Annotated in this window: 18 protein-coding genes; 12 read left to right on the forward strand and 6 right to left on the reverse strand. The window is 74.1% G+C overall.

Annotated features, from left to right (window positions below):
• Positions 1-46: 46 nt before the first annotated feature.
• On the forward strand, positions 47-790 hold the full coding sequence (locus QWY29_RS18245) for a winged helix-turn-helix transcriptional regulator (protein WP_300962605.1): 744 nt from the start codon (positions 47-49) through the stop codon (positions 788-790).
• A gap of 184 nt (positions 791-974) precedes the next feature.
• Positions 975-1,796 carry a mycothiol synthase gene (mshD, locus tag QWY29_RS18250; protein ID WP_300962606.1) on the forward strand — a complete coding sequence of 274 codons (822 nt, stop codon included), beginning with the start codon at positions 975-977 and terminating at the stop codon, positions 1,794-1,796.
• Positions 1,797-1,824: 28 nt separating this feature from the next.
• Here the strand turns inward: mshD and QWY29_RS18255 are convergent, their stop codons facing one another.
• Positions 1,825-1,965, reverse strand: coding sequence for a hypothetical protein (locus tag QWY29_RS18255; RefSeq protein ID WP_300962607.1), 141 nt, complete (start codon positions 1,963-1,965; stop codon positions 1,825-1,827).
• A gap of 164 nt (positions 1,966-2,129) precedes the next feature.
• Between QWY29_RS18255 and QWY29_RS18260 the strand changes: the two genes are divergently transcribed.
• A complete protein-coding gene (locus QWY29_RS18260) occupies positions 2,130-2,273 on the forward strand; it encodes a hypothetical protein (RefSeq protein ID WP_300962609.1) in 144 nt (47 codons plus the stop codon).
• A gap of 255 nt (positions 2,274-2,528) precedes the next feature.
• Here the strand turns inward: QWY29_RS18260 and QWY29_RS18265 are convergent, their stop codons facing one another.
• Positions 2,529-2,738, reverse strand: a complete 210-nt coding sequence (locus QWY29_RS18265) for a hypothetical protein (protein WP_300962610.1) — start codon at positions 2,736-2,738, stop codon at positions 2,529-2,531.
• Between the two features lie 181 nt (positions 2,739-2,919).
• Between QWY29_RS18265 and QWY29_RS18270 the strand changes: the two genes are divergently transcribed.
• From QWY29_RS18270 to QWY29_RS18300, 7 genes are all read left to right on the forward strand, one after another.
• Positions 2,920-3,225: a DUF6916 family protein gene (locus tag QWY29_RS18270; RefSeq protein WP_300962612.1), complete on the forward strand. Its 306-nt coding sequence runs from the start codon at positions 2,920-2,922 to the stop codon at positions 3,223-3,225.
• Positions 3,222-3,665 (forward strand): DUF6916 family protein, encoded by a 444-nt coding sequence (locus QWY29_RS18275; RefSeq protein WP_300962613.1) that lies wholly within the window; start codon positions 3,222-3,224, stop codon positions 3,663-3,665. The genes QWY29_RS18270 and QWY29_RS18275 overlap by 4 nt, the downstream gene beginning before the upstream one ends.
• Positions 3,662-4,180: a phage tail protein gene (locus tag QWY29_RS18280; RefSeq protein ID WP_300962614.1), complete on the forward strand. Its 519-nt coding sequence runs from the start codon at positions 3,662-3,664 to the stop codon at positions 4,178-4,180. The genes QWY29_RS18275 and QWY29_RS18280 overlap by 4 nt, the downstream gene beginning before the upstream one ends.
• 9 nt (positions 4,181-4,189) lie before the next feature.
• The gene (locus QWY29_RS18285) at positions 4,190-4,708 is read left to right on the forward strand and encodes a phage tail protein (RefSeq protein ID WP_300962616.1); all 519 of its coding nucleotides are present in this window, start codon (positions 4,190-4,192) and stop codon (positions 4,706-4,708) included.
• 26 nt (positions 4,709-4,734) lie between these two features.
• Positions 4,735-5,244 carry a phage tail protein gene (locus tag QWY29_RS18290; protein WP_300962617.1) on the forward strand — a complete coding sequence of 170 codons (510 nt, stop codon included), beginning with the start codon at positions 4,735-4,737 and terminating at the stop codon, positions 5,242-5,244.
• 149 nt (positions 5,245-5,393) lie between these two features.
• Complete coding sequence (locus QWY29_RS18295) at positions 5,394-6,719, forward strand: hypothetical protein (RefSeq protein WP_300962618.1); 1,326 nt, start codon at positions 5,394-5,396, stop codon at positions 6,717-6,719.
• A gap of 305 nt (positions 6,720-7,024) precedes the next feature.
• On the forward strand, positions 7,025-11,998 hold the full coding sequence (locus QWY29_RS18300; RefSeq protein WP_300962693.1) for a beta strand repeat-containing protein: 4,974 nt from the start codon (positions 7,025-7,027) through the stop codon (positions 11,996-11,998).
• A gap of 34 nt (positions 11,999-12,032) precedes the next feature.
• Here QWY29_RS18300 and QWY29_RS18305 read toward each other — a convergent pair whose 3' ends face one another.
• Positions 12,033-13,103 (reverse strand): YihY/virulence factor BrkB family protein, encoded by a 1,071-nt coding sequence (locus QWY29_RS18305; RefSeq protein ID WP_300962620.1) that lies wholly within the window; start codon positions 13,101-13,103, stop codon positions 12,033-12,035.
• 65 nt (positions 13,104-13,168) lie between these two features.
• Between QWY29_RS18305 and QWY29_RS18310 the strand changes: the two genes are divergently transcribed.
• On the forward strand, positions 13,169-13,537 hold the full coding sequence (locus tag QWY29_RS18310) for a hypothetical protein (RefSeq protein WP_300962622.1): 369 nt from the start codon (positions 13,169-13,171) through the stop codon (positions 13,535-13,537).
• Between the two features lie 205 nt (positions 13,538-13,742).
• On the opposite strand, the gene ygfZ is transcribed toward QWY29_RS18310, so the two are convergent.
• From ygfZ to QWY29_RS18325, 3 genes are read right to left on the reverse strand one after another with little or no spacing between them, the layout of a single operon-like run.
• Entirely contained in the window at positions 13,743-14,714 is a 972-nt protein-coding gene (ygfZ, locus tag QWY29_RS18315; RefSeq protein WP_300962623.1) for a CAF17-like 4Fe-4S cluster assembly/insertion protein YgfZ, read from the reverse strand.
• A complete protein-coding gene (locus QWY29_RS18320; RefSeq protein ID WP_300962624.1) occupies positions 14,711-15,151 on the reverse strand; it encodes a Fur family transcriptional regulator in 441 nt (146 codons plus the stop codon). The genes ygfZ and QWY29_RS18320 overlap by 4 nt, the downstream gene beginning before the upstream one ends.
• Positions 15,152-15,162: 11 nt before the next feature.
• The gene (locus QWY29_RS18325; RefSeq protein WP_300962625.1) at positions 15,163-15,657 is read right to left on the reverse strand and encodes a heme-binding beta-barrel domain-containing protein; all 495 of its coding nucleotides are present in this window, start codon (positions 15,655-15,657) and stop codon (positions 15,163-15,165) included.
• A 23-nt stretch (positions 15,658-15,680) separates the two neighbouring features.
• Between QWY29_RS18325 and QWY29_RS18330 the strand changes: the two genes are divergently transcribed.
• Positions 15,681-16,043, forward strand: a complete 363-nt coding sequence (locus QWY29_RS18330) for a DsrE family protein (RefSeq protein WP_300962626.1) — start codon at positions 15,681-15,683, stop codon at positions 16,041-16,043.
• Positions 16,044-16,068 lie beyond the last annotated feature (25 nt).

Raw genomic sequence — 16,068 nt, forward strand, 5'->3', positions numbered from 1 at the left:
CAGTGTTGCGTCCCGGTCCCCGCCCGCTGAACGGGAGGAGACCATTGTGAGCACCTTGCTGTTGCTGACGAGCGCCCTGCAGCCCTCGGCCGAGGTTCTCCCCGGCCTCGCGCTGCTCGGCCACTCGGTCCGCATCCTGCCCGCCGAGGGCAGCGCGCTGCTCGAGGCCCCCGACTCCGACCTGCTCCTGGTCGACGGGCGCAAGGAGCTCGCGCAGGCCCGCGACCTGTGCCGGCTCATCCGCACGACCGGCACCGACGTGCCCGTGCTGCTCATCGTGACCGAGGGCGGGCTCGCCGTCGTCAGCCACGACTGGGGCATGGACGACGTCGTGCTGCACACCTGCGGGCCGGCCGAGCTCGAGGCGCGGATCAAGCTGGCGATCGGCCGGCTCACCGCGCAGCGCGACGCCGCGGACCCCGACGCCCACGTGATCCGCTCCGGCGAGGTGGTCGTGGACGACGCGACGTACACCGCGAAGGTCGGTGGCCGCACGCTCGACCTGACGTTCAAGGAGTTCGAGCTCCTCAAGTTCCTGGCCCAGCACCCCGGCCGCGTCTTCAGCCGGCAGCAGCTGCTGCAGGAGGTCTGGGGCTACGACTACTTCGGCGGCACCCGCACCGTCGACGTCCACGTGCGGCGGCTGCGCGCCAAGCTCGGCCCCGAGAACGAGACGCTCATCGGCACCGTGCGCAACGTCGGCTACCGGTTCGTCGTGCCGGCCAAGGAGAAGGCGGCAGCCGACGATGCGCGGTCCGTCGAGGCTGAGTCGGAGCCGGCGGAGGCCTGACACGCTTTCGGCGGGTCGCTCGGCTCTTGGTGGGTCTTCCATGCGCCGTCAGCCGGGTCGTGTGCCTGAGGACGCGTGTGTCCGCGTCGAGAGGCACACGACCCCTCGACGCCGACGTCTGTCCCCCGCCTCTGCGCCCGGCCTCCGCGCCGGGCGGTTGTCGACGGCCTGACAGACTCGAGCCGTGGTCGATCTCGAGCTCGTACGCCGTGTCGCCGACGCCGCCGAGGAGGCCGACGGCGCCGCTCCCCTCGACGAGGCGACATGGCTCGCGCTGCGGAACCGGCCGGACTCGGTGCGGTCATGGGTCACCGAGGACGGCGTCGCGCTGCTGATCGGCGAGGACCTGTCGCTCGTGGTGCACCCGTCCGCTCGCGGGCGCGGGGTCGGCGCTGCGTTGGCGGCTGAGGCGGTGCCCGCGTCCGGCCTGGTCGAAGCCTGGTCGCACGGCGACCACCCGGCTGCCGCCCGTCTGGCCGACCGGCACGGGCTGGCGCGGGCGCGCGAGCTGTGGGTGATGCGGCGGCCGTCGTCGGTGCCGCTGCCCGACCTGCCGGTGCGCGACGGCGTGACCGTCCGTGGCTACGCCGACTCCGACGCCGAGGCCGTCGTGCGGGTCAACGCCGCCGCCTTCGCCGCGCACCCGGAGCAGGGGTCCATGGATCTGGACAACCTGCAGGAGCGGATGGCCGAGGGGTGGTTCGACCCGGCCGGGCTGCTCGTCGCCGTCGACACCACGTCCGGCGAGGTGCTCGGCTTCCACTGGACCAAGCAGCACTCCCCCGCCCTCGGCGAGGTGTACGTCGTCGGCATCTCCCCCGCCGCCCAGGGCCGTGGGCTCGGCAAGCTGCTCACGCTGGCGGGCCTGCACCACCTGGCCGACAAGGGCGTCGACGAGGTGCTGCTGTACGTCGAGTCCGACAACGCGCCCGCCATCGCCGTCTACGGCGGACTGGGGTTCGAGCACGCGGCGTCCGACACGCACGTGCAGTACCGACGGTCGTAACGCGCCGCCGGCCGGTCCGGCCGTCAGGTCACTCCGGTGAGGAGCAGGCCTCGCACACCTCGAAGTCGTGCAGGACCGAGCCGTCCTCACGACGCAGCACGAACTGCCGGTGGTCCGTCGTTGCCGCGCATCCCGCGCAGTAGCGCTGGCTGGTGGTCGTCGTCTGCATGCTCAGGTGGTGCCCCGAGCTGAGCCGAACGTCACGGTGGTCTGGTCCACCCACGACAGGTTTTGCCTACCGCAGCCGACCCTTCGATCCGCGGTTACCTAGATTCAGGGAGAAGCGCCGCCTCGCAGTGATCTCTGCCGGCAGCCCGTCGGATCGTCTTTCCCATGACCGCGGAGCCGCTCCCCCTCGAGATCATGGAATGGATGGGGATGGACGAGACGATGGTCCCGTTCGTCCTCGACAGCGCGCCCGACCCGGCAGACGCGCCGATGCCCCTCCGGCCATTGCTCGACCGACCACCTCGCTGACCTCGCCTCGGACGGATCCGGCGACGCATGGCGCCGGCCCGGGCGGGGCCGGTCGTGTCGACGGGGATGCGCTCAGCCGAGAGACAGCGGGCCGCGCGCTGCCCCGTCGCGCGCATGGAGCCCGAGGACCAGGTGTCGGTCGTCATAGAGGGGTACCGACAGGTGCAGTCTCCGCACCCGTTGGTCGTGGTCGGTGCGGCACCCGTGCGCTCGGATGCGGAGCCCCGGTCACGCGTACCGGAAGCCGAGGCCGCCTCAGGGGCTGCCGCGACGCCACAACTCCACAGACGCCGCGAGGCCGGCGACCCACAGCACCAGGACGGGGACGTCGCCGACGTTGAGGCCGTGGTTCTCGCTCACTTTCAGCAGGAGCGGGCCGGCCCAGGGACCGTGGCCGGCGATGAGGAGCACCGACAGGATCGAGACCACCTCCGCCAGGACGACGGCGAGGAGGCGGAGCGGCACCCGACGTACGGTAGCCAGCCCTCCAGAGGCGGCCGGCGACCCCAGGCGGTCGCATCCAGGAGACTTAACCCAAAAGGATGAGAAATCGCTGCGGGGAGGCCCGTCGGGCTGACAGGGTCGAGGGTGCGCCTCGTGCTCCCGGGTGCCGTATCTGCACGCCCTGACACCCGGAGGCTTCGGCTTGGCCACCCCATCCACCCTCGACATCCACCGCGCCCTCAACGGCGCGACGCTCGAGGTCCTCACCAGCGACCACCAGGTCGTGGTCGGCCTGCGCGTCGACGCCGTCCGCGAGCACGCCCCTAACGGGCCGCAGCGCGGGCACACCGTCGAGCTGAGCGCACCGGCGGAGTCGCCGCTGGACCAGGACACCTACACGGTGCGCTGGCCTGACGGCACCCTCGGCTGGCTCTTCGTGGTGCCGGTGGCCGAGCAGGACGGGCGACGGACCTACGAGGCCGTCTTCACCGAGCTGGTGACCGCGTGATCAGCCTTGACCGGCGGACCCTGCTCGTCGGGGCCGGCGCGGCCGCGGTCGTCGGCGCGGTCGGCACCAGCACCGGGATCGTGCACGAGCTGACCGGGGCGCCGGCGTACGCCGCGGTGCGGCCGGTCCGCAGCCGGCTCGCGCCCCACCTCGGCCGCCGGTTCACCACCCGTCACGACGGCCGGACCGTCGCGCTGGTGCTGCGCGAGGTCACCGACCTCGACGCCGGGACCCGCGGCGGAGGGCCGGCGGACCCGGAGACCACCTTCCGCGCCCGCTTCGAGACGAGCGAGGAGCTGCCGCAGGGCAGCTACCGGCTGCGGCGGACCGGCTACGGCGAGAGCGACGTCTTCCTCGTGGCCGGACCGCGTGAGAGCGGCGGCACCAGCCTGACCGGCACCTTCGTCGGCGCCCCCGACCCCGCAGGAGCGGCCCGATGAGCAACCCCTACCTCGGCGAGATCCGGATGTTCGCCGGCAACTTCGCCCCGCAGGGCTTCGAGCTCTGCGACGGTCGGCTGCTGCCGATCAGCGAGCACGACGCCCTCTACGCCCTCCTCGGCACGACCTACGGCGGCAACGGCGAGACCACCTTCGGGTTGCCCGACCTGCGCGGGCGGCTGCCCGTGCACCAGGGCACGGGCACGGGGCTCAGCCCGCGCACGCTGGGCCAGGCGTACGGGACCGAGCAGGTCACCGTGACGACCGCCCAACTGCCGGCCCACCACCACGCGATGACAGCCGCGACCGCAGCCACGAGCACCTCGCCCGTGGGTGCGCTGCCCGGCGTGCCGGTCGGCGGGGCGGCGTACGCCGAACCCTCCGCGGCCGCCCACACCCTGCACGCCGCGACCGTCACGTCCGCCGGCGGCACCCAACCGCACGACAACCGCATGCCGACGCTGGCGATCACCTTCATCATCGCCACCGCCGGCCTCTTCCCCACCCAGTCCTGAGAGGCCGCCATGGACAGCGAACCGATGACCGGCGAGATCGGCGTGTGCGCCTTCTCGTTCCCGCCGAAGAACTGGGCCGTCTGCGACGGCTCGCTCGTCGCCATCGCCCAGAACAGCGCGCTCTTCGCCCTCCTCGGCACGACGTACGGCGGCAACGGCCAGACGAACTTCGCCCTGCCCGACCTGCGCGGGAGCGCCCCGGTGGCCGCCGGGTCGGGGCCGGGCCTGTCGCCGTACGCCCTCGGTGGGGCGAGCGGCGCCGCGACCGTCACGCTCACCGGCCCGCAGGTGCCGGCGCACCACCACCCCGTCGCCGCGGCCGCCACGCCGGCGACGTCGGCCGACCCCCAGGGCCGGGTGCTGGCCACCCAGGAGCAGCAGGCCTATCGCCTCGTCGCCCCCGACCGCGCGCTGCGGCCGGCGGCGCTCGGCACCACCGGCGGCTCCCAGCCCCACGAGAACCGCCAGCCCTACCTGGCGATGACCTTCGTCATCTGCCTGTACGGCGTCTTCCCGCAGCACCCCTGAAGCACCCCGAGACACAGGACGACACCATGGACCACCTCCTCGGCTCCCTCACGCTCAGCGCCCTCCCCTTCGCCCCGCGCGGGTGGGCGCTGTGCAACGGCCAGATCCTGCCCATCGCCCAGAACCAGGCGCTCTTCTCGCTGCTCGGCACCACGTACGGCGGCAACGGGACCGTCACCTTCGCGCTGCCCGACCTGCGCGGCCGCGTCCCGGTCGGGGCCGGGGTCGACCCGCGCTCGGGCTGGACCTACGCGCACGGACAGGTCGGCGGCGCAGAAGCGGTCACGCTCGGCATCACGGAGATGCCGGCCCACACCCACGGCCTGCTGGGCAGCGAGGCACGCGGCGTGACCGGCAGCCCGGTCGACGCCGCGCTCGCCTCCGGCGCGGGGTGGTACGCCGCGGCGCCGGCCGTGGCGATGGCGCCCGCCGCCGTCGCGGCGGCCGGCGGCGGCCAGCCGCACTCGAACGTCCAGCCGTCGCTGGTCCTCTCCTGGCTCATCGCCGTCCAGGGCGTCTTCCCCTCCCGCAACTGAGCCGCCCCGCTCCCGGCGGCCCCGCCGCCACCCTGCCCTGCCACCACTGCACCTCCCCTGACCGGAACGGACCCGCCTGTCTCATGGCCGCTCGTCGCTCCCCCGCCACGCCCGCCACGCCCGCCTCGTCCGGTCGACGCCGAGGGCGGGTGCCGCTGACCGTGAGCACGCTGGCGGCGCTGGCGCTGAGCGGCCTGGCGGTCCTGCCGGTCGTGCCTGGCACGACTGCCCCCGCGGCCGCGGCGACGTTGGCAGGGACCTCGGAGACGCAGCTGAGCACCGCCGGCCCGGCCGTCGGCACGACGGCGGTGGCCACCGACCCCGGCAACGCACGGCACCTCGTGGCGTGGTCCGAGGCCGCGACGGCCGGCGGGAAGAGCACGATCCGAGGTCAGTTCGTGTCCACCGCCGGCGCGAAGGTCGGCGGAAACGGTGCGCTGGCCAGCGTCGGCGGGGCCGCCGACGCGAGCCAGGACGTGGTCGACCCTGCCCTGGCGTGGGACCCGGCGAACAACCGGTTCCTCCTCGCCTACGCCGCCGACACCGTCGCCGACGCGGCGGGCGCGGCGGACACCACGGCGTTCGAGGTCTTCGTGCGCCAGGTCAGCGTCGTGGGCGCCCTCGGCGACCCCGTGCAGGTCTCCCATGCGTGCGCCGACGACACCGACACCGGGTGCGACGCCCGCAACCCCGACCTCGCGGTCGCCCCCGACGGCACCGTCACCGTCGTGTGGGAGGGCAACGACGACACCACCCCGGACCTGCGGACGCGGACCGACGTCTGGGCCCGCACGCTCGGCCCCGGCCTCCTCCCGTCCGCCCCCGAGCCCGTCCGCCTCAGCGCGACGGTCGCGGGCGACACCTCCCTCGACCCCGCCGTCGCGGTAGGCCCCGGGCGCAGCCCGGTCGCGGTGTGGAGCACCCTCATCGGCCCGACGCTGCGGGCGTACGCCGCCACGGTGCCCACCGCAGGCGCCGCCACCGCGCAGCTGCTGAACGGCCCGGGCCCGGACGCGGCGTACCCCGACATCGCCGCCGACGACGCCGGCTGGCTCGTCGTCTGGGACACCGGCGCCGGTCAGGTCGCCGGGACCCGCCTCGCCGCCGGCCCGGTCACCCAGACGTGGGTCGGCACCCTCGGCCTCGGGCGGACGGCCTCGCGCCCCCGCCTCGCCCACGGCGGCGGGAACCGCTGGACGCTCGGCTGGGTCGCCGGCGACGCCGGCTCCGTCCGCCAGGTCGTCGCCAGCGAGCTGCGCCAGAGCGGCACCGCGGCACCGCGGCACCGACCGTCGTCGACGCCGTCGACGTCAGCACTCTCCGCGGCAGCTCCACCTCCGTGCCGACCCGCCCGTCCCTGCCGGCCGGGGGCTCGTACGTCGCGTGGTCGAGCGACGCGGCCGACCTGGCCGCGGGGCAGGCGGCCGTCCACGGCCGCGCGATCGCCACTCCGGTCGACCTGCGCGCCACCGTGACCGGGGTGCCCACCTCGGTCGCCTCCGGCCCCGCGGGATCGAACGAGAGCGGCACCGTCCGCGCGGTCGTCACCGTCACCAACACCTCCTCCGTCGCCGTTGCGGCCACGAACCTCGCCGTGACCCTGCCGCCCGGCCTCGCCGTCGACACCGCCGCGCCGATCCAGGGCGTCACCGGCGGGACCGCCACCGTCACGTCCACCGCGCCGCTCTCCGTCGCCCTCGGCCGGCTCGAGCCGGGAGCCTCGGTCAGCCTCACCGTGGTCGCCCGGGTCGCCGACGACCTCCCTGCCGGTGCGACGCTCATGCTGGCCGCGACCGCGACACCGGCCGACGGCGTCGACAGCACCCCGGCAGACAACACCGCCTCCGCGACCACTCGGGTCGTCGTCGCGCCCCGCCTCTCCTCGATCACCCGCACGAGCCCGAACCCCACGAACGCCGCCTCCGTGAGCTACCTCGCCACCTTCGACACCGCGGTGACCGGCGTCGACGCCGGGGACTTCACGCTCATCGCGACCGGCACCGCTGCCGGGACCGTCGCCGGCGTCGTCCCGCTCAGCCCGAGCAGCTACGCCGTGACCGTCACCGGCGTCACCGGGGACGGCACGCTCCGCCTCGACCTCCGCTCCGGCACCGGCATCATCTCGACCGACGGGGTCACCCTCGCCGGCGACGGGACCGGCTACACCGGCGGCCCGGCGTACACCGTCGACCGCACCGCGCCCACCGTCACCCTCACCGCGCCCGCCGGGCCGGTCAACGGCCCCACCGCCGTCGGCGTCGTCTTCTCCGAGTCGGTCACCGGCTTCGCCGTCTCCGACCTCGTGGTCACGGGCGGCACTGCATCGGGCTTCAGCGGCTCGGGCACGACGTACTCCCTCACCCTCACCCCCGCCACCGACGGGCCCGTCACCGTCGCGGTCCCGGCCCTCGCCGCGAACGACGCCGCCGGCAACGGCAACGCCCCCTCCGCGGTGCTGTCGCGCACCGCCGACCTCACCCGGCCCACGGTCACGCTCACCGCGCCGACCGGCCCGGTCAACGGCCCCTTCAGCGTCGACATCACCGTCTCCGAGACCGTCACCGACCTCGTGGCAGGCGACTTCACCGTCACCCGCGGGACCCTCTCGGGCCTCACCGGCTCCGGCACGACCTACCGCATCCAGGTCAGCCCCGCCGCCGAGGGCACCGTCACCCTCGCCCTTCCCGCCAACACCGTCTCCGACGCCGCCGGCAACGGCAACACCGCCTCCACCGTCCTGTCGCGCACCGCCGACCTCACCGCGCCGTCCGTCACGCTCACCGCGCCGACCGGCCCGCACAACGGGACCTTCACCGTCGACCTCGCCTTCTCCGAGGACGTCGACGGGCTCGCGCTGGGCGACCTCGTCGTCACCAACGGCACGGTCGCGGGACTCACCGGGGACGGTGCGGCGTACACGGTCGAGATCACCCCGACCACCGACGGCCCCGTCGCCATCGCGCTCCCCGCCGGCGCAGTCACCGACACCGCCGGCAACCCCAACGCCGCCTCCGCGCCGCTCACCCGCACCGCCGACCTCACCAGGCCGACCGTCGCGCTCGCCGCGCCGACCGGGCCGGTCAACCGGGCGTACGTCGTCACGCTGGACTTCTCCGAAGCCGTCTCGGGCCTCACTCTGGACGACCTCGTCATCGCCAACGCCACCGCGTCGGCGCTGTCCGGGTCCGGCGCGTCGTGGACCGTCACCCTCACGCCGGCCACCGACGGACCCGTCACGGTGTCGCTGCCCGCCGGCGCGGTCACCGACACCGCCGGCAACCCGAACACCGCCTCGGCCGTCCTCACCCGGACCGCTGACCTGACCCGCCCAACCGTCACGCTCACCGCGCCGGCCGGCCCCGTCAAGGGCACCTTCACCGTCGGACTGGACGTCTCCGAGGACGTCAGCGGGCTCGCCCTCGGCGACCTCGTCGTCACCAACGGAAGCGCCGCCGACCTGTCCGGCGACGACGACGCCTACACCGTCGCGATCACCCCGACCACCGATGGCACGGTCACGATCCAGCTCGCCGCCGGCGCCGTCACCGATGCCGCCGGCAACGGCAATCCCGCCTCCGCGGTGCTGTCCCGCACCGCCGACCTCACCCGGCCGAGCGTCACGCTCTCCGCGCCGACCGGCCCGCACAACGGCGCCTTCACCGTCGACCTGGCCTTCTCCGAGGACGTCGACGGGCTCGCGCTGGGCGACCTGATCGTCACCAACGGGTCGAAGGCGGACCTCGACGGCTCCGGCCGGTCCTACACCGTCGAGGTCACCCCCGCCGCCGACGGCACGGTGACGATCCAGCTCGCCGCCGACGCGGTCACCGACGCTGCCGGCAACGGCAATGCCGCCTCCGCGGTCCTGTCGCGCGCCGCCGACCTCACCAAGCCCACCGTCACGCTGACGGCCCCGGCCGGCCCGGTCAACGGCAGCTTCACCGTCGACCTGGCCTTCTCCGAGGACGTCGACGGGCTCGCCCTCGGCGACGTCGTCGTCACCAACGGCACGGTCGCGGGACTCACCGGGAACGGCGCGGCGTACTCCGTCCAGGTCACCCCTGCCACCGACGGTCCCGTCACCCTCGCGCTCCCGGGCGGCGCTGTCACCGACACCGCCGGCAACCCCAACACCGCTTCGGCCGTCCTGTCCCGCACCGCGGACCTGACCAAGCCGACCGTCACGCTGTCCGCGCCGGCCGGCCCGGTCAACGACACCTTCACCGTCGACCTGGCCTTCTCCGAGGACGTGAGCGGGCTCGCGCTGGGCGACCTCGTCGTCACCAACGGCACCAAGGCAGACCTCGACGGCTCCGGCCGGTCCTACACCGTCAGGGTCACCCCGAGCGCCGACGGCGCCGTCACCATCGCGCTCCCCGCCGGCGCGGTCACCGACATCGCCGGCAACGGAAGCACCGCCTCGGCCGTCCTGTCGCGCACTGCCGACCTCACCAAGCCGACCGTCACGCTCACCGCCCCGACCGGGCCGCACAACGGCACCTTCACCGTCGGACTGGCCTTCTCCGAGGACGTCGACGGGCTCGCGTTGGGCGACCTCGTCGTCACCAACGGCACGGTCGCGGGACTCACCGGGAACGGCGCGGCGTACACGGTCGAGGTCACCCCGACCACCGACGGCCCCGTCACCATCGCGCTCCCCGCCGGCACGGTCACCGACACCGCCGGCAACCCCAACACCGCCTCCACCACGCTGACCCGCGCCGCCGACCTCACCGCCCCGACGCCGGTGCTGAGCGCGCCGACCGGGCCGGTCAACGGCCCGTTCGACCTGACGGTCACCTTCGACGAGACCGTCACCGGCTTCACCGCCGGAGCGCTCGAGGTGACCGGCGCGACGCTGGGCACGGTCACCACCGAGCCGGGCGGCACGACGTACGTCGTCACGGTCACGCCCGACGCCGAGGGCGACGTCGAGGTCCGGCTGCCCGCGGGCGCCGCGACCGACGCGGCCGGCAACCCGAGCCGTGCCGCGACTCCGCTGACCCGGCGCGTCGACACCACCCCGCCGACCGTCACGCTGACGACGACCGCCGGCAACCCGACGAGCGGCAGCACGATCACGGTCGTCGCGACCTTCTCCGAGCCGGTCACCGGCCTCGTGGCGGCCGACATCGGGGTCACCGGCGGCACGGTCCGGAGCGTCACCGGCGCGGACGAGCGCTGGGAGATCATCGTCGCGTTCACCGGCAGCCAGGTCGCCGTCCGGCTGCCCGCGAGCGCGGCCCGCGACGCCGCAGGCAACCCGTCGACCGCCTCGGCCACCGTGCGCCGCAGCCGCGACACCTCCCAGCCGACCGGCGCGTTCACCTCCCCCACCCGCCCGGAGACCAACCGGAGCCCGATCCCCGTCACGCTGACCTTCTCGGAGCCCGTGAGCGGGTTGAGCGCGAGCGCGTTCGAGGTCGTCAACGGCCGGGTCGCGGCACTGCGGGGCGGCCCGTCGGCGTACGAGCTCGACCTCGTCCCCACCGCCGACGGCGAGGTCCGCCTGACCCTGCCCGCGGGCCGGGTGTGGGACGCGGCCGGCAACGGCAACGCCGTGGTCGGGCCGTTCGTCCGCGTCTTCGAGAGCACCGGAGCGACCACGACCATCACCGCGCCCGCCGGCTCGCCGACCCGGGTCGCCGACATCGAGCTGGTCGTCGCGTTCTCGCGCGCGGTGACCGGCCTCGCCGCCGACACGGTCTGGGCCGGGCTGACCGGGGCGAGCCTGGTCGAGGTGCGGGCGATCGACGCCCGGACGTACGTCGTCGCCGTCCGCGCCGACGGCCCCGGCGAGGTCGTCCTCGACCTGCCGCGCGGAACCGCCCGCACCCCGTCGGACAACCCGTCCGAGCCCGCCCGCGCCGTCGTCGTCCACGACCCGGTCGCGCCGACCGCAGCCCTGCGCCGGGCCCCCGGCCAGGCGGCGGTCAGCAACGCCGACGTGGTCCGCTTCGTGCTGGAGGCCGACGAGCCGGTCACCGACCTCGCCGCCGCCGACGTGCGGGTGGCGGGCACGACCGGCGCCGCCGAGGTGGAGGTACGCCGCACGGGCCCCGCCACCTTCGCCCTCGCGGTGCGCGGTATGACTCGTCGCGGGGCGGTGTCGGTGGCGCTCCCGGCCGGTGCGGTCACCGACCTCGCCGGCAACCCGCAGGCGGCCGTCGCGTCGCCGGGCATCGACTGGGCGCCCGACCTCCAGCCGCGGATCCGGCTGGTGACCGACGACCTGCGCTGCACCGGCGGCGACCGGACCCGGCTGCGGGTCGAGGTCCGCGGAGCCGGGAACGTTGCGCTGACCGCGTCCACCGGCAACGACCGGCTGCTCCCGTCCGGCTCGCTGAGCACGTGGGGCAGCGGCCTGGTCCGGACGCTCGCAGTCGACCCCGCCGACGCCCGCTCCGGCTCCGCGAACATCGTCCTGCTGGCCACCAGCCCCGCCGGCCGGGACCGGCTCGTGGTCCGCCTGCAGGTCGGCTCCGCCGACGACGTCCTGGTCGGCACGAGCGGACCCGACGTGCTCGTCGGACGCGGCGGCGACGACGTGCTGCGCGGCACGGGCGGCCCGGACCTGCTCTGCGGCGGGGCCGGCGCCGACCGGCTCCTCGGTGGCGGCGGGCACGACACCCTCGACCCCGGCGACGGCGGCTGGACGCTGCGCGGCGGCGCCGGGGCCGACGTGTTCTGGGTGCGCCCGGGTGTGCGCGTCCTCGACCACGACGCCCTGGAGGGTGACCGCCGGCTGCGGTGAGGGGCGCAGCGACCGTCCGCAACCGGCGTACGGCTCAGCGGCCGGGCGCGTCCCGGCCGTCGGCCTCCTCGGGCTTGCCGTGGGTCTCGCGGATCTCGCGGCCCTTGGCGACGTCCTCGGCGATCTTCTCGTCCTGCTTGTCGATGTTGCGGGTGTCGCGCGGCGGGAGCTGGACGGTCTTCTCCGCGGGGATGCCGGCCTGCAGCTCGCGGCCGCGCTCCAGCTCGGAGTCGAGCTCGGCGCCGAAGAGCAGCGCGAGGTTGGTGATCCACAGCCAGAGCAGGAAGACGATGACGCCGGCGAGCGAGCCGTAGGTCTTGGAGTAGGAGGAGAAGTTCGCGACGTAGAAGCCGAACAGCGCGGAGGCGACGACCCAGACGACGATCGCGAGCAGCGCGCCGACGGAGATCCAGCGGAACTTCGGCTGCTTGATGTTGGGGGTGACGTAGTAGAGCAGCGCCACGATGACCACGACCATCAGCAGCAGCACTGGCCACTTGGCGATGTTGAAGACGGTGATGACCGTCGAGCCGAGACCGATCTGCTTGCCGATCGCGTCCGCCGCCGGGCCGGAGACGACCAGGCCGGCGAGGACCACGGCCACGAGCGTCACCAGGACGAGGGTCAGCAGCAGCATGATCGGGCGGAGCTTCCAGAACGGGCGCCCCTCGCGGATCTCGTAGATCCGGTTCATCGCGCGGCCGAACGCGCCGACGTACCCGCTCGCCGACCACAGCGCCGTCGCGAGACCGATGATCAGCGCGATCCCGGCGCCCTGCGAGGACGCGAGCTCGGTGATCGTCGGCTCGAGGGTGTCGGCCTGCGAGCCGGCGCCGATGTCGCGCATCACCTGGAGGATCTGGTCGACGGTCTTCTGCGGGTCCGAGACCAGCCCGACGACCGAGGTGAGCGCGATGAGGGCGGGGAAGAGCGCGAGGACGGCGTAGTACGTCAGCGCCGCCGCCACGTCGGTGCATTGGTCCTTGGAGAACTCCCGCGCCGTCTTGCGGACGACGTACAGCCACGACCGCTTCGTCAGGTCACCTGGCGAATCGGGCTTCGCGGGGTGCTCCTTGGGGTCTGCGGTGCTCGTGTGGCGGGACATGGTTGCTCGGTTTCCGCAGGTGGGTGCGGCAAACCCCCGCGTCGTGGTGCGCGAGGATGACGGCCGTGAAGACGATCCTCGCCGCGGCAGGTGCCGTGGTGCTGCTGGTGGTCGCAGGACCAGCCGGAGCGACCCGACCTCCTTCCCTCGAGATGTCGTCGCCGACGACGTTCGAAGCAGACCGACCTCTCGAGCTGCGCCTGAAGCTGCGCGGAACCCCCCAGGTGCCCACCGCCGGCTCGCTGCGGCTCGTCGTGCGGCAGTCCGGCGCCGTCCTGTGGTCCAAGACGAAGCCGTTGAACGACCACCGGGCTGCGCAGTTCGTGGTCCGGCCGCTCCCGGCCGGGAAGTACGCGGTGGTGGCGAAGCACCTGCCGCACGAGGACTCGACCCTCCCGTTCATGAAGACGAGGCGCACGCTCGTCCTTGAGTGACCCGCGTCCCTCACCAGGTGTCGTCGACGGCTCGCTGGCGTGGCAGGTTTCGACACGGTTGCTGCGCGACCCCTCAACCAGCCGGAGTGCGCTCGAGCGGCGGTGGGGTCAGCGCAAGGGGCGCACGTGCAGCCCGACCTCGGGGTCGACGACGACCTCCTGGGCGGCGGCGATGCCGTCGACGAGCAGCTGGGCGGCGGTGGGGTCAGCGCAAGGGGCGCACGTGCAGCCCGACCTCGGGGTCGACGACGACCTCCTGGGCGGCGGCGATGCCGTCGACGAGCAGCTGGGCGTCGGTGGGGACGTTGCGCTTGAGGAGCGCGAGCGCGATCGGGCCGAGCTCGTGGTGGCGGGCGGAGGTGCCGACGAAGCCGACCGACTTCTCACCGCTCATCACGTCGGCGCCGCGGGTGGGGAGCCGGTTCTCGCTGCCGTCGAGGTGCAGCAGCGTGAGGCGGCGGGGCGGGCGGCCGAGGGTGTGGACGCGAGCGACGGTCTCCTGGCCGCGGTAGCACCCCTTGTCGAGGTGCACCGCGCGACCGATCCAGCCGACCTCGTTGGGGATCGTGCGGTGGTCGGTGTCGAGGCCCAGGCGCGGCTCGCCGCGGGCGATGCGGAGCGCCTCGAAGGCCCAGAGGCCGGCGGCGGGGCCGGCGGCCGCGGCGTACGTCGCGAGCTGGTCGCGCGGGACGAGGTCGTACTTGGCCGGCTGGTTTCGAGACAGGCGCTGCGCGCCTTCCTCAACCAGCCGAGGCGCGCGCCAGGTCACCGCGAGGTCAGGGACCAGCGAGATCTCGACGCGGGTCATGAACTTCATCCGCTCCAGCCACTCGACGAGCGCCGGGCCGGCGCCGGGCTCGGTGTGGGCGGTGAACGCCGAGCCGTCGTCGTACCCCTCGAAGGCGTGCTCGACGTGGCCCTGCGGGCTGAGCACGAGCGCCTGGGTCCAGGCACCGGGGGCGAGGTCGAGGAAGTGCTGGGTGGTGAGGTTGTGCAGCCAGGTCAGCCGGTCGGGGCCCTCGATGCGCAGCACGTCGCGGTGGGAGAGGTCGACGAACCCCTCACCGGACTCGAGCGCGCGCTGCTCGCCGTTGAACGAGCCGTAGTGCGCCGCCACCGGCGCGTCGACGTCGTTGCCGGCGACCGCGCCGGGCAGGTCGAGCAGGGGGCTGGTCATGAGGACTCCTCGGTCGGCGTGCAGGTGGTGCAGTGGCCGAACACCGTCAGGTGACCCACGTCGGCCACGAACCCGTCGGCCTCGAGCCGGTCGGTGAGCGGCTTCAGCACATCAGGGTCAACGGAGACGACCTTCTGGCAATTCCGGCAGACCAGGTGGAAGTGCTCGTGGTCGGAGATCGAGTGGTACGTCGGCGCGCGGTCGCTCAGGTGCGCGTGCCGGACCAGGCCGAGCTCCTCGAGCACCTCGAGCGTCCGGTAGACGGTGGAGATGTTGACCGCCGCGGACTGCTCGCGGACCTTCCCGAGCACCTCGTCGGGCGTGGCGTGGCCGAGCTCCTCGACCGCGCGCAGCACCATCTCGCGCTGCGGGGTCAGGCGGTAGCCGCGCGCCCGGAGGCGTTCGCGCCAGTCGCTGCTCTCGGCGGGCCCGGCCATCTCGCCCGCCCTCAGGCTCGCTGCAGGCGGGCCCACAGGTGCGGCTGGAGCGGCTGGCCGACGGCCGCCATGTCGTAGGCGTAGAGCAGGTCGCCCTCGACGTTGCCGTACAGGCGGTGGCCCGCGGTGACCTCCTTGGCCGACTCGGTGCGCGCGACGGCGTCGGTGGTCAGCTCGAGCTTGCCGTTGTCGGCGGTGCCGTACCAGATCTCGACGAACCCGGTGTTGTGCGTCAGCACCAGCTCGACCTGCCCCTCGGGGCGGCAGCGCAGGAAGCCGGTCTCCTGGGCGCCCTGGCGCACGGTCTTCCCCTCGTCGTCGACGATCCACGAGCGGGCGAAGTAGTGGAGGAAGGGGCGGCCGTCCTGCTGGAAGACGAGCTCCTGGCCGTACTGGTACGGCTCGATCGTGGGGTAGTCGCCGCGCCCGTTGCCCCGCCAGGTGCCGAGCATCCAGGCGACCGGGCCGCAGTCGGGGTGGAGGTTCTCCGGGATCTGGAAAGGCACCCGCCCACTCTAGGGTGATGCCCATGTCGCGCCCACTCGTCGTCAAGGTGACCTGCGGCTCCGAGGACGCGGAGCGCTGCAACCAGGCGTTCACGGTGGCGGCCTCCGCGGTGGCGGCGGGCGCGGATGTCTCGTTGTGGTTGACCGGCGAGGCGGCGTGGTACGGCGTGCCGGGCCGCGCCGAGGCCTTCACGCTGCCGCTGGCCACCCCGCTGGCGGACCTGCTGGCGGCCGTCGTCGTCGGCGGCACGGTGACCGTGTGCACCCAGTGCGCCGCGCGCCGGGGCATCACCGAGGAGCAGCTGCTGCCGGGCGTGGTGATCCGCGGTGCGGCGTCGTTCGCCGAGGAGGTCCTGCAGCCGGACGTCCAGGCGCTCGTCTACTGACGCCTCACGCACGTCGCCCGGCCGA

This window comes from Nocardioides abyssi (genome assembly GCF_030412915.1).
Lineage (GTDB): Bacteria > Actinomycetota > Actinomycetes > Propionibacteriales > Nocardioidaceae > Nocardioides > Nocardioides abyssi.

Bases quoted from the DNA above. Each gene is read 5' to 3' on its own strand.
- QWY29_RS18255 (WP_300962607.1), bottom strand. From the start codon at position 1,965: ATGCAGACGACGACCACCAGCCAGCGCTACTGCGCGGGATGCGCGGCA.
- QWY29_RS18300 (WP_300962693.1), top strand. From the start codon at position 7,025: ATGCTGGCCGCGACCGCGACACCGGCCGACGGCGTCGACAGCACCCCG.
- QWY29_RS18290 (WP_300962617.1), top strand. From the start codon at position 4,735: ATGGACCACCTCCTCGGCTCCCTCACGCTCAGCGCCCTCCCCTTCGCC.
- ygfZ (WP_300962623.1), bottom strand. From the start codon at position 14,714: ATGACCAGCCCCCTGCTCGACCTGCCCGGCGCGGTCGCCGGCAACGAC.
- QWY29_RS18330 (WP_300962626.1), top strand. From the start codon at position 15,681: ATGTCGCGCCCACTCGTCGTCAAGGTGACCTGCGGCTCCGAGGACGCG.
- QWY29_RS18305 (WP_300962620.1), bottom strand. From the start codon at position 13,103: ATGTCCCGCCACACGAGCACCGCAGACCCCAAGGAGCACCCCGCGAAG.
- QWY29_RS18320 (WP_300962624.1), bottom strand. From the start codon at position 15,151: ATGGCCGGGCCCGCCGAGAGCAGCGACTGGCGCGAACGCCTCCGGGCG.
- QWY29_RS18285 (WP_300962616.1), top strand. From the start codon at position 4,190: ATGGACAGCGAACCGATGACCGGCGAGATCGGCGTGTGCGCCTTCTCG.
- QWY29_RS18260 (WP_300962609.1), top strand. From the start codon at position 2,130: ATGACCGCGGAGCCGCTCCCCCTCGAGATCATGGAATGGATGGGGATG.
- QWY29_RS18280 (WP_300962614.1), top strand. From the start codon at position 3,662: ATGAGCAACCCCTACCTCGGCGAGATCCGGATGTTCGCCGGCAACTTC.